Raw genomic sequence first — 15,239 nt, 5'->3', positions numbered from 1 at the left:
AGCGCTCATCCCCAGCAAGTCAATAGGAAATACGGGAAAGCACATCGGATAGTTGCTATTACCTACCAGGTTTGTGGGATAGTAGGCGCATGGGCCCGGACCCGATCCGCTCATCCGGTGAGCGTGCAGAGACTCCGCTGACGGCCGCCATCATGGCAGGACGGTGGATCCGTACGGCCGCCGTCGACGACGAGGACGGCAGGCGATGGCGGGCCAACCCCGACCCGTACGGCCGGCACGCGACGCCCGGCGAGCCCGCGTCCCTCCACTCCGGCGCGGCCGGGATCGTGCTGTTCTTCCTGGAACTCGCCGCGGGGACCGGGCACGACGCCTACCTGGAGGACGCCCGCGCCGGGGCCCGCTACCTCGCGTCGGCCTGGCGGCGGCAGTCCGACGTGTCGCTCCACCACGGCCTCGCCGGTAGCGTCCTCGCGCTGACCGAGGCCGGATGGGCGCTCGGCGAGGAGCGTTTCGAGAGCATGGCGGTCGCGGCGGCCGACAGGATCGTCAGGAGCGCCCGCGCGTTCGACGACGGCGGCATCGGCTGGTCGGGAGACGTCACGCTGCGCGGTGACGGCGGCGTCGTGCTGGGGCTGCTGCGCGCCGCGGCGGCGCTCGGCGTGCCGGCCTACGAGGAGATGGCCGTCGAGGCCGGACGGCGGATCGCGCGGCTGACCCTGCCCCGGGAGCGGCCCGCCGCGTGCCCGGCCCTGTCCGCGGAGGCGGCCCCGCCCGGCTTCCTGGCCGGAACGGCCGGCACCGCCTTCCTCCTCGCCCGCCTGTACGGCGCGACGGGCGAGGAGGCGTTCCTCGACGCGGCCCGCCGCGGAGCGCACCTCGTCAGGAGGGCCGCCGTGCTGACCGGGGAGAGCGCGGCCGTCACCGACCACCTGGGCTACTGCTCCGGCTCCGCCGGGATCGCGCGCATGTTCTACGAGCTGTATCGGGTGAGCGGCGACACTGCCGACCTGGAGTGGGTGCGGCGGCTGGCCAAGGGAGTGCGGGAGTCCGGCGCGCCCTTCCGGCAGACGGCGGGGCTGTGGAACATCGCCTGCCAGTGCTGCGGCACCGCCGGGCTGATCGAGCTGTACGTGGGGTTATGGGCGGCGACGGGGGAGCAGGAGCATCTGGAGTTCGCCCGCAGGCTCGCCGACCACCTGATCGGCCGGGCGACCGGCTACGACGACAGGGGATACCGCTGGTATCAGGCGTACCGGCGGCAGCGCCCCGGCGAGGTGTCGGCCGACACCGGCTACCTGACCGGGGCGGCGGGGATAGGGGCGGCTCTGCTGCACCTGGACGCGGCGGGACAGGCGGACCGGCCGCGCCGCGTGATCCTGCTGCCCGACAACCCTTTCCCGCCCATTCCCGTGCCGGCCGTCGCCCTGCGGAGGCCGGCCGGCTGACCAGCGGCAGGTGAGGAGGCGCATGACTTCCATGAAGGACGGCCTTGAGACCCGGCGTACGGCGCCGGAGGCGGCACCCCCGCCCGGCATCCGCAAGCCCCTGCCGCCCCGCCTGTTCGCCGTACGCGGCACCAACGCGGAGACCCGCTGGGAGGCGCTGCGCGGCGACGACTACCTGACGCCGGACGACCTCTTCTTCGTCCGCAACCACACCGCGACGCCGCTGATCGACGCGGCCACCTGGCGGCTCACGCTGTGGGGCGACGCCCTGCGCGGCGGGCCCGTCGCGTTCACCTACCGGGACCTCCTCGGCATGCCTGCCGAGACCGTGACCGCGTTCATCGAGTGCGCGGGCAACGGCCGCCGCCTGTACGGCGAGCAGCAGAACCAGGAGGTGTCGGGCACCGCCTGGCGGCTGGGCGCGGTCGGGGTGGCGCGCTGGCGGGGCGTGCGGCTCGCGACGCTCCTGGAGAGGGCGGGGATGAGCGACAGGGCCGTCGCGCTGATGCCCCGCGGGCTCGACGCCGACTACGTCGAGGCGGGGGAGAACCTGGGCAGGGTGCGCCGCCCGCTTCCCGTGGCCAAGGCGCTGGACGACGTGCTCGTGGCCTACGAGATGAACGGGAAGCCGCTGCCGCCCGACCACGGCCATCCGGCCCGGCTGGTGGTGCCGGGCTGGGTGGGCATCGCCTCGATCAAGTGGCTGGGTGACATCGAGGTGTCGGCGGCGCCGCTGGAGTCGCCGTGGAGCACGCGGCTCTACCGCATGCACGGCCCCGGTCACCCGCCCGGCGGCGGCCCGCCGCTGACCGGGGTGGGGGTGAAGAGCGCCTTCGAACTGCCCTGGCCGGCCCGCCTGGAGGCGGGGCGCGAGCATCTGCTGCGCGGCCGTTCGTGGTCGGGTGGCGGGCGCGTCGTCCGGGTCGAGGTCAGCGACGACGAGGGCGTGTCGTGGCGGCCGGCCCGCCTGCGCGACGACCGCCACCCGCGCGGCTGGGTCCGCTGGACCTTCCCCTGGACCCCGCGGGAGACGGGAAACCTCCGGCTGCTCGTCCGGGCCGCCGACGAGAGCGGCGCGGTGCAGCCCGACCACGCGGCGTACAACCTCCTCGGCTACGGCTTCGACGCCGTGGTGCGCCACCCCGTCGTCGTGAGCTGACCCCCGCCGGCCGGTTCGGCATGCCATGAGCAGAATGCTCCCGGCTTGGCCGGATGGGGCCCTGGTCGAGGATTTTCCGGTAAAGCGAGTAGGAAATATTGACTTTTCGGTCCGATGATCGTACGTTCGGTGGTATGAGCCAGGGCGTTCGTCTGACCCGGCGTTCGAGCGTGGACTTCGGCCACGTCGCCAGCGCGCAGTGTCGTTGATCGTGAATCTTCCGTCGTCTTCGAGTCGATGAGGGGCCGGCCGAGAGCGTCGGCCGCCCCCTTCGCGAGCCGTACGCGACCACGTCACGTACGGTCCCGCCTCCATCCGAATCCCTGATCCCGCGCGCCGCGGTGCCCGCGGCGGGCGGGATCGACCTTGTGAGCAGCCGCGACTTTCCGGAGGTTTGCCATGACGGAGACTCTGCTCGGCCCCGGCCTCGACGCCGACGACTACAAGCGTGCGCTGGACGCCGACGGCTACAGACGTGCCCTCGCGGTGCACGCGGCGGGAGTCGTCGTGATCACCGCGCAGAGTGGGGGAGTGCCGGTGGGGTTGACCGCGACCTCGTTCTCCTCGGTCAGCCTTGACCCGCCCCTCGTCTCCTTTTATGTCGACCAGTCGTCCACCACCTGGCCGTCGTTGCGCGAGGCGGACCACTTCGCCGTCAACGTCCTGGCCAGCGACCAGGCCGATCTCGCCGCCCGGTTCGCCCGCAAGGGAATCGACCGGTTCGCCGAGCCCACCCGATGGCGGCCCGGCCCGCTCGGGGCGCCGCTGCTCGAAGACGTGTCCGCGCATCTGATCTGCCTGCCGTACGAGCGGGTCGGCGTGGGCGACCACGTCCTCGTCGTGGGGCTGGTCACCGAGGCCGAGGTGCGCGGGCCGGGGCGTCCCTTGCTCTACCACCAGGGCCGCTTCGGCCGGTTCATCGCCCACGCGTGACCCCGCTTCGCACGAACACCCGTCCCGATCTGGAGGACCGTCTGTTGACCATTCGTACGCATTCCGACGCGGACTCAGGACACGCCGAACGGCACGAGGGGATGGTCTCGTGAGCTCTCTCGTGGTGCTGGTCGGCAATCCGCGCGGTGGTTCCCGGACCCACCTCGCGGCCGTGGCGGCGGCCGAGGCGGTGGGACGCCGGATCGGGCACGAGACGGCCCCCGAGGTCGTGGACCTGTCCGCGATCGGGCCGCACCTGTTCGCCCCCGGGCCCTCGCCGACCGTCGAGGTGGCGCTGGAACTGGTCGCCGGAGCGCAGGTGCTCCTGGTGGCGAGCCCCACCTACAAGGCCACCTACACCGGCCTGCTCAAGGCGTTCCTCGACCGCCTGCCCGGCGGCGCGCTGACCGGGACGGTGGCCCTGCCGCTGCTGGTCATGGGATCCCCCCGGCACGCCCTGGCCGTCGAGCTGCACCTGCGTCCCGTGCTGGTCGAGCTGGGCGCGCTCGTGCCCACTCCCGGCCTGGCCCTGCTGGAGGCCGAGATCCCCGACCTCGACCGGGTCCTCGCCGACTGGACGGAGCGCGTCGTCCCGCAGGTGACCGCGGCACTGGGGTCGGCATTGGGGTCGGCACTGGGGCAGCCGCACGGTCGTCTCGTCGAGCCGACCTGACCCTTCGACAACCATCGGCCCACCGCAAGGAGACTTCATGACCACCCAGGCGCCCGCGTACGCCAGTCCCGCGGACGTCGCCGCCTACGGCCCGTACGGGCCGGGCAGGACCGACCGTCCGGGACCTCTGTATCCCTTCCAGGGCAGGATCACCGCCGACGGCTCCAGCGGCCACCCCGCCGAGCCCGGCCGCTATCACCTCTACGCCTCCTTCACCTGTCCGTGGGCGCAGCGCGCCGTCATCGTGCGCGACCTCGCCGGGCTGCGTGACGTCGTGTCGGTGTCCTACGTGGACGACGACCGGGACGGCCGCGGCTGGGCCTTCCGCGAACGTCGCGGGCCCGACCCGGTCAACGGCTTCACGCTCCTCAGCGAGGCGTACGACGCCACCGAGCCCGGATATCCCGGCCACATCTCGGTGCCGGTGCTGTGGGACCGGCGGACGAGCCGGATCGTCAGCAACGACTTCGCGCGGATCCCCTTCGACCTCGGCACCGCGTTCGCCGAATGGGCCACCACGGACCTCTACCCCCCGGACCTGCGCGACGAGATCGAGTCCCTGGACGAGGAGATCGCGCGCGACCTCGCCCAGGGCGTACGGCAGGTCGCCGGAGCGGCCACCCAGGAGGAGTACGAGCGGCGGCGCGCCGCGGTGGCCGCGGCGCTGGACCGCTACGACGCCCGCCTGGCCGGACGGCGATACCTGTTCGGGGAGCGCCTCACCGAGTCCGACGTGCAGCTGTGGGTGTTCCTGGTCAGATACGACCTGCTGCACAATCCGCTCGCCCGGATCACCAGGCGTCCGCTGACCTCCTACCCCCACCTCTGGGCGTACGCCCGCGACCTCTACCGGATCCCCGCGTTCCGCGAGACCACCGACTTCGCCGCGTTGCGGCTCACCGCCGGGCCCGCTCACCCGGGCGACGGGCCGGTGCGGATCGCGGTCGAGCCGCACCAGGCCGACTGGGACGAGGCGCACGGACGCGAGGCGCTCGCCGGGCGTTCCACCGGCGCGCTCAGCGCGCCTGGAAAGTGAGTGGACCTTCATGCGCGGCTGATCCCCCTGACGCCCGGCGCGCGGACGTCAGGGGGATCGAGTGGCGTTACCAGGCGGTCGCGCCGCCGTCGACCGCGTAGTTGGCGCCCGTGATGTACGCCGCCCGGTCGGAGGCGAGGAAGGCCGCCAGCTCGACGATCTCCTCAGGCCGGCCGAAACGCTTGAGGAGCGTCTTGCGCGTGATCGCGTCCCTGGCCGCCTTGTTGTTGCCGAGATCGCGGTCGCTGGCCGGGGTGAGGATCGGCCCCGGGCTGATCGCCACCGCGCGGATCCCGTGGCGCGCGCCTTCGAGCGCGAACTGCCGGGTCATGCCGATGACTCCGGCGTTCGCCGCGCTGTGCGCGACCATCGGGGGGACCTCACCGGCGATCATGCCGGCCATGGAGGCGACGTTGATGATGACGCCGCCGCCCCGCCGCACCAGATGCGGCCACGCGAACTTCGACACGAAGAAGGGATTGTCGAGTTCGCTGGCGATGGTCGCCCGCCAGTCCTCCACCGAGAAGTCCGGCACCGGCCCGAAGCGGGGCCTGGCCGCGTTGTTGTAGACGATGTCGAGCCCGCCGTACGCAGCCACGGCGTCCTGCACCAGCCGCCGCGCCTGTTCCGGGTCGGTGAGGTCGACGGGCGCGATGCCCGTCATGTCACCTCCGGCACGGCGGACGAGTTCCACCGTCTCGTCGTTGGCCTCGACCTGGATGTCGCACCCGACGATCTTCGCGCCCTCTCGTGCGAAGACCAGCGACGCGGTCCGGCCCTGACCTCCGGCGGTGCCGGTGATCAGCACCACCTTGCCGTCAAGCGTTCCCATGAGTTCCTCCTGATCCCCGAGTCAGTGCGAACTCAGCTGGCGCGCAGCGGCGCGAGCGCCCTGCTCCACGCCACGACCTGGTCCAACATCGCGGTGAGCGAGTCACGCTGGAAATCGTTGGGCGTGAACACGCTGAAGTCCTTGAAGTCGGTGAAGAGCGACAGCGCCACCTGAGCCCGCACGTCGGCCATCTGGAGCTCCGCGGCGATCAGGCGGAGGTGCTCCACCGCACGGGTGCCGCCGACCGAGCCGTAGCTGACGAAACCGACGGCCTTGTTGTTCCACTCGCTGTACAGGAAGTCGATGGCGTTCTTCAGCGCGCCCGATGTCGAGTGGTTGTATTCGGGCGTCACCATGACGAACCCGTCGAACGAGGCGACCTTGTCGGCCCACGCCATGGTGTGCGGCTGAGTGTACTGGCCCAGCGACGGCGGCAGGGTCTCGTCGAGGTGGGGGAGCTTGTAATCGAGCAGGTCGACGAGCTCGAACTCCGCGTCGGCCCGCTGTCCCGCGACCTGGTGCACCCAGCGGGCGACGGCCTCGCCGTTCCGTCCGGGGCGGGTGCTGCCGAGGATGATCCCGATCCTGGTCATGACGATCTCCACTTCTGCGAGAGATGATTGCTTCGCGAAGAAAACATATGGGGTACTTCGTTCGTGAAGCAAGTAGAATGTGGCCATGACCACATCGCAGCCAGTGCCGCCGGTGCAGTCGCTGACCTCCGAGGAGGAGGCGTTGATCCGGGCGTTGCCTCGCCTGATCTACGCGCTGCCCCGCGCGATCGACGCCGACATGGTGCGGGAACACCGGATGCCGCTCATCGAGTGGATCGCCCTGATGCGGTTGTCGGAGGCGCCGCGGCGGCGGATGCGGATGGGGGAGCTCGCCGTCGCCTGCGAGCTCTCCCTGAGCGGCATGACACGCATCGTCACCGTCCTGGAACGGCAGGGCCTGGTCGAACGGGTCAGGTGCGACGACGACGCCCGCGGGTTCAACGCCGTCCTCACCGACGCCGGCCTCGCCCGCCTGGAAGAGGTGTGGCCGAGCAACCTGGCCAGCGTGCGCCGGCACTTCCTCGACCATCTCGAAGGCGTCGATCTCGCCCGCCTCGCCCGTGCGATCCAGAACGTGGCGAGCAACGCCTGACCCGGCCCCCGCCTTCCCCCCACCGGCCGGGCCGCCCCGCGTTCGACCGGTGGTGTGGTCAGCCGGCCTGGCCGGATCGACGCTGCACGCGGGCCACGCCAGGGCCCGCCCGCTCGTCTAAGCTGGGGTGCACCCGGTGGATCGGCAGGAGGTGAGGCGTCGTCATGACCGTTCAGCGAGACGACGCATTCGGTCAGGAGATCGAGCGGACCTTCACCGCCGTGCGGGCGGCCCTGCCTGCCGTCAACGTCGCCGCGTTCGACGCCGAGCTCGAAGCGATCACCCACGCACCCGTCGTCGACCTGGCCGCGCTGGATGACTTCCTGAGCGGGTGGTGGCGCATCGCCACGCGCGCCGCTCGCAATCCCCAGGACTGGCAGCGGATGAACGACGAAGCCGACCAGATCCGATCCGGAAGACGATCGTCGGGCCCCACCCTGGCCGAGGTCTTGGCCCGACGCGGAGTCCAACTGTAGGTGTACGCCGTCCACGTGGGCAGCGAGGTCGCTGAAGCCCAGATCGATGACCTCTCCGATCCCGAAGTCGATGTCCTGCTGGAGATCTACGAGGTTCTACGGCTGACTCCCGGCAACGGCCGCATGCTCAGCCCCAGAGGCAACATGTACGTGTGGGACTACAAGGGGATCTCGGTGACCTACATCCTGCTCGCCGAGCAGGGTGAGGTGGCCGTACTGCGAGTGGATCGCTTTCCTGTCTGACCGCCCTTGCCGGTGCCACGTATCCGTGGGGGCCATCGCGTCGTACGCGACCGCGCGCGACGTGCCGCGCACCCGGGTCGTGTTCTGCGACGCCGTCGCCTACGACGCGGGATATCTGCCGGTGGAGGACGTCGCCCCGGCGCGTTCCTGCCGTTCGCCACACGCTGCCCGGTCTTCCGCATGAGCTGACGGAAGCCGCCCGCGCCCGGTCTCGCCGGGCGCGGGCGGCAGTCACGAGGGCATGGTCACGGACGGCAGCGGTCGGGGTCGGTGCGCAGGAAGGCGTCCCGGCCCGTCCGCACGGTTTCGTCGCCGCCCGCCCAGGCCAGCACCTGCCCGTCGCCGAGACCGGACAGGTCGGCCGTGGTGAACGGCACCCTGCCCCGCAGGTTCACGCCGTCCGCGTAGCCGTTGACGGTCGCGACATAGGGCACGCCCTCCCGCAGCGCGGTGAGGCTGTCGTCGGTACGCCGCCAGCCCTCGGGCGGTGCCTGGAACGCCCGGATGTCCCGCACCGCCGCGCCGGTGCCGCCGTTGTGCACGCTCCAGGCGAGCGTCCGGCCGCCCTGGGTGTCCTCCAGGACCGTGAAGTCCTGGGCAGCGTAGCCGGGGCAGTCGGCGAGCAGCAGCCTGACGCCGCCGTCCTCGGCGCGTTCGACGGCGAGGACGCCCTTGGGCTGGGGGGTGCCGTCGCAGGCCGCGGCGAAGAAGGCCAGGGCGGTCAGGGCGGCGGCCGCGTACCCCGGCCCCGGCCTTCTTCTGCGTGTCATCGTCGTCCTTCCCTCCTGTCGTCCCGGAGTCACCGGGCTCGGGTGGTCTCTAGTTCACCGGACCCCATTGCAGCGGTTGCCATCTGACGTAGCCGCCCCACCACAGGTTGGCCTCGACTTCGAAGCTGTTGGTGGCGTACGGGGTGCCGGTGGTGTGTCGCGAATACAGGGTGGCAGCCCCGTAGGCCGCGATGAACTCGGTGGCGTTCTTGTAACGCGCCCACTGCGCGGAGTGCACGGCCTCGTGTCTTTCGATGTCGGGCCCGTACTTCTTCGCCGCCTCCCGCCCGGCGACCTTCGCGATGTCCTCCCGCGCCTGCTTCTCGTCCCGCAGCCGGCTCTCGAACTCCTTCTTCGAATATGGGAAGAAGTGCACGTCGCCGACCGTCATCGGCTGGTCGCCGCCCGGGGAGCCGCCGTAGCAGACGTACTGCCGGGCCCGCCGTTCGCATCCCTCGCTGGCGAACGTCTCGTACGTCACCGCCAGCGCGTTCGCGCCGTTGAAGTTGTTGTTCCAGTGGAACGGGTGGGTGAGCAGCGCCTTCAGCAGGTTGACGCCGTTGTCGTGCTTGACCGGCTTGCAGTGGCAGCCCCCGGCCGGCGGCTTGGGCGACGGGCCCGGGGACGGGCTCGGCGTCGGGTAGCTCTTCTTCCCGGACTGCTTCTTCTTGCGGTACGCGGCGCCCTTGGCGGGGTCGACCTTGCCCGTCTTCGGGTTGTACCCGACGCTCTTCTGCGTCTCCTTGTCGCAGTACTTGAGGTCGTACTGGCACGAGTTGGGCCGCGAGCCGATCTCCTCGCCCGTCGGGTCGCTGAACGTGGCGGGGTTGTTGTTGCCGTACGAGTAGCCGTTGAGCGACTGGGCCTGGTCGGTGGACAGCACCGGGTCGACGCTCAGGAACCTGCCGACGACCGGGTCGTACATGCGGGCCCCGACGTAGGTGAGCCCGGTGGCGGCGTCGGCGGGCTTGCCGAGGAACCCCTTGTCGTCGGGCCACGCGCCGCCGACCGTGTCCCCGCGCGGCGCGCCGAACGGCGTCGTGAACCGCTTGCTGATCGCCTGCCCGGCCGCGTCGACCGCCAGCGAGGACGTGCCGTGCTGGTCGCCGGCGAGGAAGGAGACCGCGTTCTTCCCGTCCTCCGTCGTCCGCACCGCGATCACCTGCGTGTCGGCGGCGTAGAAGCGGCTGGCCCAGGTCGTGACGGTGCCGCCGGTCTTCTTCGAGTGGATCTCGGTGGCGCCCAGGTAGAGCACGCTCTCCCCGTCGCCCACCGCGCGGCGGATCAGCAGCGCCCCGTCGGCGTCGTACAGGTAGGCCGTCTTCTGCGTGCCCTGGGTCAGGGTCGCGATGCGGCCCTGTGCGTCCCAGGTCAGCACCTGGCCGTTGCGGCCGGTGGTGTTGCCGGACTTGTCGTAGGAGTAGGTGGTGGTCGCACCCGTGCAGGAGCCGGTCACGACCGCGGTCAGGGCGTGCCGCTTGGTGGTGTCGCCGTAGCAGTACGCCGATGTGGTCGCGGTGGAGCCGTTGTAGCGCGTCTCCGTCGCCCGCAGGCCCGAGGTGTTGTAGGTGTAGGCGGTCCGGTACGGCGCGGCGCCGCCCAGCGTCTTGCTGGTGCAGTCGTCGGTGGCCGGCGTCCACGCCTCGGTCAGCCGCCGCTGCCCGTCGTAGGCGAAGCACTGGATGTCGCTCTGCCCGGCGCCGTCCTGCGTGGGGGTGTCGGCGATCTCGGTGACGTTGCCCGCGTCGTCGTAGTGGTAGGTCAGGTCCTGCGGCTTGACCGGTGTGGACTGGGTGGTGACGAAGGACCGCGTCAGCCGGTCGGTGCCCTCCTCGTAGGTGTTGTTGAGGAACGTCTTCTTGGCCTGCGAGGCCCCGGACAGGCCGAGGGTGAACTGCAGGGGCTGGCCGAGCGCGTTGTAGTCGGCCTTCTGCAGATAGTCGGTGGTGCCGGTCAGCCCGTTGACCTGTCCGGTCGGGGTGTAGCTCAGGCTGATCCGCTCCTCGGCCAGGCCGCCCGCCGCGGGCTCGGTGGAGCTCTTCAGCGTGCCGTCGAGGTTGTAGTCGCTGCCGAAGACGTAGCGGGTCTTCGCCGCTCCGGACAGCACCATCGGGTCGTTCGGGTCGATGTCGATCTCGGTGCTTGTGGCCCGATACTGGCCGTCGTACGCGAGGATCTTCTTCGTGTACGCCTTGCCGGAGACGCCGCCGTCGTAGCTGGTGGACGAGGCGAGCTGGCCCTTGGCCACGGTGTCGTAGGTCCAGGCGGCCAGCTTGTTCGCGTCGGTCCGCGACCCCGACCACAGCCCGGTCTTACGGCCGAGCTCGTCGTAGCCGTACAGCAGGACCGTGCCGTTCGCACCGGTCACCGTGTCGATCTGGTCGAGCGGGGTGTAGCGGAGGGTGCTCGTGCCCTTGTCGGGGTCGCTGATGCCGGTCTGCCGCCCGAACAGGTCGTAGGTGTAGGACCACTTCGCGCCGTCGGGGGCGGTGACGGTCAGCTCCTTGCCGTCGGGCCGGTAGGTGAAGGACGTGGAGGTGTACCCGCTGGATGCCATCCCGCCGAACTGGGTGTCGGCGGGGGAGGGCGAGTTGTACTCGCGCCGTTCCACCGTGCGGCCGAGGGCGTCGGCGATGGTGCGGACCGCCGAGCCGCCGGTCACCGTGCTCGCGGCGGTGGAGTCGCCGGTGTAGGTCGTGGTGGTCGTCCACTTCTCCACGCCGTACGACAGGAACGTGCTGCGGATCTGCCGTTCTGCGCCGTCGAAGACGAGGTTCGTCTGCTTGGGCGCCTCGCCGTACTCCTCCCGGGTGTAGGTGGCGTTCGGCGTCTGCTTCGAGTCGAAGATGTCGGCGTAGGTCTCGTAGGCGAGGCCACGCGAGTCATAACGGGTGTCGGTCAGCAGCCGTCCGCCGTTCGGCGTCGGCCTCTGCGTCTGCATCGGCCGCAACAGCGAGTCGAAGATCTCGTACGACCAGCTCGCCGTGGTGGACGACTTGACGACCGAGGTGCCGATGGCGGGCGCCTTGCCCCGCTGGTAGACGTAGGAGAAGGCGTAGGTGGGGGTCTGCCCGCCGTCCTTGCTGCGGTCGGGCAGCCACACGCCGGTCAGCCGCCCGAGGGCGTCGTAGGTCTGCTCGGTCTTGCCGTTGTTGGGGTCGTAGGTGCGCACCGGAAGGCCGCGCGTGCCGTCGAGGAACGTCGTCACCTTCTGCTGCTTGGCGTTGGTCTCCACCGTCTTGGTGAGGACCCCGGCGCCGGCCGGCGTGTACGCCGTGGTGGTGGCGTTGCCGCCCGCGTCGGTCACGGCCAGCGGCCTGCCCAGCGTGTCGTAGGTCGTCGACTCGGTGCGCTGCCAGCCGGTCGGCGGGCGGTCGTCGCCGGTGACGGCCGACGGATAGCCGGTGGCCCGGCCCGTCCAGGTGGCGTCGCCCTTCACCGGCTTCTGGCTCGCCGACCACCCGGTCGCGGCGGTGTCGTCATACACGGTGGCCGTGTCGGACAGCACGTCGCCGCTGGTGGCGGAGTCGGCGGGCAGCGACAGGTCGGCCTCCTTCACCGAGCAGGCGCGGCCGACCACCCGGGTGCGGGAGACGAGCGAGTTCAGGCCCTTGGCGTCGTCGCGGGCATACCAGGTGCGGGTGCAGGTCTCGTCGCCGCTCTTGGCGATGTCGCCCGTGCTGTCCTGCGTGACCGCCATGCCGTACGAGTCGTACGTCGTGGAGGTGGTGACGGTGCGCCAGGTCTTGGGGATGGTCAGGTAGGTGTGCTCGGAGGTCTTGCCCGTGCGCACGTAGTAGGCCTCGGTGTCGGCGTACGACTTGTGCTGGGTGGCGGTCTTCGCCGACCAGGGGTCGTTGACCGTCACGTCGACCGGAGTGGACCCGTCGTAGCTGATCTCCTCACGGGTGAATCCGGCGTACTGCTCGGAGTCGGTGATGTCGGGCACGTCGAGTCCGGCGACGTCGAGGCCCGGCACGGTGGCGGAGCGCCGCTTGTCGGGGTCGACCGTCCGCGGGCTGGCCGACTTCAGCAGCCGGTCGCCGTTCATGCCCTGCAGGTAGACCGACACCGTCTTGGTGCGGGTGCCGTCGGCGTCGCCGACGTACGTCGTGACCTTCTGGTAGCCGCGCCACAGCGACCAGGTGCGCTCGTCGCTCGGGGTGAACGGGCTGTCGTTGTAGCGCCAGCCGGGGGTGGAGTATTCGTAGGCGTACTCGACGAGCGGGTTGTGCCCGGCCGGGTCGGCGATGTTCACCGCGAGCACGCGGTATTTGTTGAACCAGTCGATGGAGGCCTCGGTGGCGCCGTTGATGTGCCAGAACTGCGGATAGCACGACAGGGAGTTGTCGTCCTCGGCCTTCGGCATCTTCGAGCCGCGCACGCACTCGGGCTCGTTGTAGCTGACCGTGGTGATCGCGCCGGTCTCCGAGGTGATCGTCTCGATGCGCGGCCTGGTCAGCGGCAGGATGTTGCCGCCGCCCGGCTGGGTGCCGCCGTCGACCCGGTTGGGCCGCATGGTGTAGGTGAACGAGACGGGGTCCAGCGTCAGCGGCGTGTCGGCGGTGGAGCCGGTCCGGACGATCGACATCAGCGACAGCGTCTGGTCGACGGAGCTGCCGATGTCGCCGCCGTCCAGGTACTTCTGGGTGAACGCCCACGAGTCGACCGGCTTGTACGCGGTGCCGGACAGGACGCTCGTCTCGATCTTCACCAGGCGCTTGCGGCTGAAGAAGGCCGGGCTCTCGGCGTGGCAGTCGTCCTTGTCGGCGTCCTTCTTGCAGATGGCGTCGAAGGGGACGTCCGGCCAGTTCTCGGCGGTGTCCTTGGTGAGGCTGCCGCAGTCGGACGCCGTGCAGCGCTCGGCGTAGGAGAAGGCCACCTTGTAGGGCGCGTCCACCGTGAACAGCGTGTCGGACCGCTGCCCGTAGAGGATCTTGTCGAGGTAGCCGCCGCGGACGTAGGAGGTGGTCGCGGTGTTCGACTTGTTCTTCCGGTAGTAGTTGGTCTCCGCCGTGTACCAGTACGTCATGGCGTTGCCGTGGGTGTCCTCGACGTAGTCGAGGTTCCACCGCCATGCCTGGGTGACCCAGCGGTCGGCGAAGGAGCCGCCCTTGCTGTAGCCGGGCTCGCCGGAGTCGTCGCCGTACACCGGGACGGTGAAGACCGAGTTGGTCCGCTGGCTGCCCGCGCCGCTCAGCTTGTTGAGGCCGAAGACGTACCTGGTGCCGTCGCCGGTGATGACGGTCCAGTATTCGCCGTCGTCGTCGCCGTTGTCGGCGCCCGTGGAGTGGATGACCGTGGAGGCGTCGTCGTTCTTCAGCCGCCACTTGCCGCTGGTGTCGTCCTTGACCAGCTCGGTGGACTTGCCGTTGAGCACGAGCGAGGCGTTGTCGTACTTCCAGCACAGGTCGTACTGCTTGTCGTGGCCGTCCTCGTCGCAGGTGCCGAACTGACGGTCGATGTAGGAGGTCGCCGCGGTCTCGAAGCCCTCCCCGAGCGAGGTGCCCTGGTTGTTGCTGGTCGAGGTGCGCCCGTCCACGCTGCCCGAGTCGTACGACAGGTCGAGCGCGGGCGCCGGACCCGCCGCAGGCTCCACCGGGGCGATCGGATAGGACCAGGAGAAGGAGCCGGAGTTGCCGCCCGCCTGCCAGGTGGACGACGCGGAGAGCGGGGTGGCGGCGTAGTTGCCGCTGCCGTCGGCCGCCTCGCCGCCCTCACCGGGGGCGTCGGCGGTCACGGCCAGCACGGCCGGGGCCGCGTCGAACGCGACCTGCGCCGAGAGGGTCTGCGCCGTGGCCGAGTTGCCGGTGTCGAGCGGGGTCCGGGTGCGGCACTCCTCCCGCTCCGGGGTGGTGGCGGCGCAGGCGGGCAGCCGCACCAGGCGCAGCCGGCCGCTCCACCCGCCGCCGTACGCGGAGGCGAAGGCGGCGTAGCCGACGCGCAGCGTCGCGGTGCCCGGGGCCTGCGCCTCCGCGGTCAGCAGCACGCCGTCCACACCGGCGGCCTCGGCGGCGGCGCGGTCGAGCACCCGCACCCGGGCCGTCCGCGCACCCGCGGCCTGCGCGTCCGGAGCGGGGGCGGCGCTGCCGGTGGTGGCGCTTTCGGGGGCGGCGCTGCCGGGGGCAGCACTGTCAGTGGCGGCGCTGTCAGTGGGGGCGCTGCCGGGGGCGGCGCTGTCAGTGGGGGCGCTGTCAGTGGGGGCGCTGTCCAGGCTCACCGGGAGCCCGCCCACGCTGACGGTCTGCCCGCCGCCGATCGGCACGTCGGCCTCGCCCGCGCCCGGCCACCGGGCGGCCTCGCGCTCCTTGGCGGCCCGGTCGGCGGCGGCGTCGTTGCGCGCCCGGGACGCGGCGACCAGCTCCCTGGCCTCCTTCGCCCCGCTCGCGTCCATGGCCCTGACCTTGCTGGACCGTTGCTTCTGCACGGGAGGGGCGCCGGGCGGGCCGTGTTCCGCGGAGACGACGGCCGCCGAGGCCGTCGTCACCCCGACGGGTAACGAGATCACCACCGTCAACGCGGCCACCAGGGCAGCACGAATTGAGGGCCGTCGCATGACCCAACC

The 15,239-nt window shown here is 71.0% G+C and carries 13 protein-coding genes; 9 read left to right on the top strand and 4 right to left on the bottom strand.

All coding sequences use genetic code 11. The features are described 5' to 3' along the window. The first annotated feature begins 152 nt into the window (after nt 1-152). From OHB01_RS31415 to OHB01_RS31395, 5 genes are all read left to right on the top strand, one after another. Nucleotides 153-1,406 (top strand): lanthionine synthetase LanC family protein, encoded by a 1,254-nt coding sequence (locus OHB01_RS31415; protein WP_240971760.1) that lies wholly within the window; start codon nt 153-155, stop codon nt 1,404-1,406. Between the two features lie 22 nt (nt 1,407-1,428). Further along, on the top strand, nt 1,429-2,565 hold the full coding sequence (locus OHB01_RS31410) for a sulfite oxidase (protein ID WP_142649696.1): 1,137 nt from the start codon (nt 1,429-1,431) through the stop codon (nt 2,563-2,565). 399 nt (nt 2,566-2,964) lie between these two features. After that, nucleotides 2,965-3,498, top strand: a complete 534-nt coding sequence (locus OHB01_RS31405; protein ID WP_142649695.1) for a flavin reductase family protein — start codon at nt 2,965-2,967, stop codon at nt 3,496-3,498. 109 nt (nt 3,499-3,607) lie between these two features. After that, nucleotides 3,608-4,171, top strand: a complete 564-nt coding sequence (locus tag OHB01_RS31400) for an NADPH-dependent FMN reductase (RefSeq protein WP_142649694.1) — start codon at nt 3,608-3,610, stop codon at nt 4,169-4,171. A gap of 37 nt (nt 4,172-4,208) precedes the next feature. Next, the gene (locus OHB01_RS31395; RefSeq protein WP_142649693.1) at nt 4,209-5,207 is read left to right on the top strand and encodes a glutathione S-transferase C-terminal domain-containing protein; all 999 of its coding nucleotides are present in this window, start codon (nt 4,209-4,211) and stop codon (nt 5,205-5,207) included. A 67-nt stretch (nt 5,208-5,274) separates the two neighbouring features. Here the strand turns inward: OHB01_RS31395 and OHB01_RS31390 are convergent, their stop codons facing one another. Continuing rightward, nucleotides 5,275-6,039 carry an SDR family NAD(P)-dependent oxidoreductase gene (locus OHB01_RS31390; RefSeq protein ID WP_142649692.1) on the bottom strand — a complete coding sequence of 255 codons (765 nt, stop codon included), beginning with the start codon at nt 6,037-6,039 and terminating at the stop codon, nt 5,275-5,277. Nucleotides 6,040-6,071: 32 nt separating this feature from the next. Then, entirely contained in the window at nt 6,072-6,632 is a 561-nt protein-coding gene (locus OHB01_RS31385; RefSeq protein WP_142649691.1) for an NADPH-dependent FMN reductase, read from the bottom strand. An 85-nt stretch (nt 6,633-6,717) separates the two neighbouring features. On the opposite strand from OHB01_RS31385, the gene OHB01_RS31380 reads away from it, so the two are divergent. From OHB01_RS31380 to OHB01_RS31365, 4 genes are all read left to right on the top strand, one after another. Further along, nucleotides 6,718-7,185 (top strand): MarR family winged helix-turn-helix transcriptional regulator, encoded by a 468-nt coding sequence (locus OHB01_RS31380; protein WP_142649690.1) that lies wholly within the window; start codon nt 6,718-6,720, stop codon nt 7,183-7,185. A 164-nt stretch (nt 7,186-7,349) separates the two neighbouring features. Beyond that, a complete protein-coding gene (locus OHB01_RS31375; protein WP_147944285.1) occupies nt 7,350-7,661 on the top strand; it encodes a DUF6247 family protein in 312 nt (103 codons plus the stop codon). Beyond that, nucleotides 7,662-7,904 carry a hypothetical protein gene (locus tag OHB01_RS31370; RefSeq protein WP_142649688.1) on the top strand — a complete coding sequence of 81 codons (243 nt, stop codon included), beginning with the start codon at nt 7,662-7,664 and terminating at the stop codon, nt 7,902-7,904. A gap of 25 nt (nt 7,905-7,929) precedes the next feature. Next, nucleotides 7,930-8,088: a hypothetical protein gene (locus OHB01_RS31365; protein WP_187280732.1), complete on the top strand. Its 159-nt coding sequence runs from the start codon at nt 7,930-7,932 to the stop codon at nt 8,086-8,088. A 61-nt stretch (nt 8,089-8,149) separates the two neighbouring features. Here OHB01_RS31365 and OHB01_RS31360 read toward each other — a convergent pair whose 3' ends face one another. Both OHB01_RS31360 and OHB01_RS31355 read right to left on the bottom strand, forming a co-directional pair. After that, the gene (locus OHB01_RS31360; RefSeq protein WP_142649686.1) at nt 8,150-8,674 is read right to left on the bottom strand and encodes a hypothetical protein; all 525 of its coding nucleotides are present in this window, start codon (nt 8,672-8,674) and stop codon (nt 8,150-8,152) included. Nucleotides 8,675-8,723: 49 nt separating this feature from the next. After that, nucleotides 8,724-15,230, bottom strand: a complete 6,507-nt coding sequence (locus OHB01_RS31355; RefSeq protein WP_328854389.1) for an RHS repeat-associated core domain-containing protein — start codon at nt 15,228-15,230, stop codon at nt 8,724-8,726. Between the last annotated feature and the right edge of the window lie 9 nt (nt 15,231-15,239).

It is taken from the genome of Microbispora hainanensis (genome assembly GCF_036186745.1).
Taxonomy (GTDB): Bacteria; Actinomycetota; Actinomycetes; order Streptosporangiales; family Streptosporangiaceae; genus Microbispora.
The sequence above is the reverse complement of the archived record's forward strand: the minus strand, read 5'-3'. Positions and strand labels throughout refer to the sequence as shown.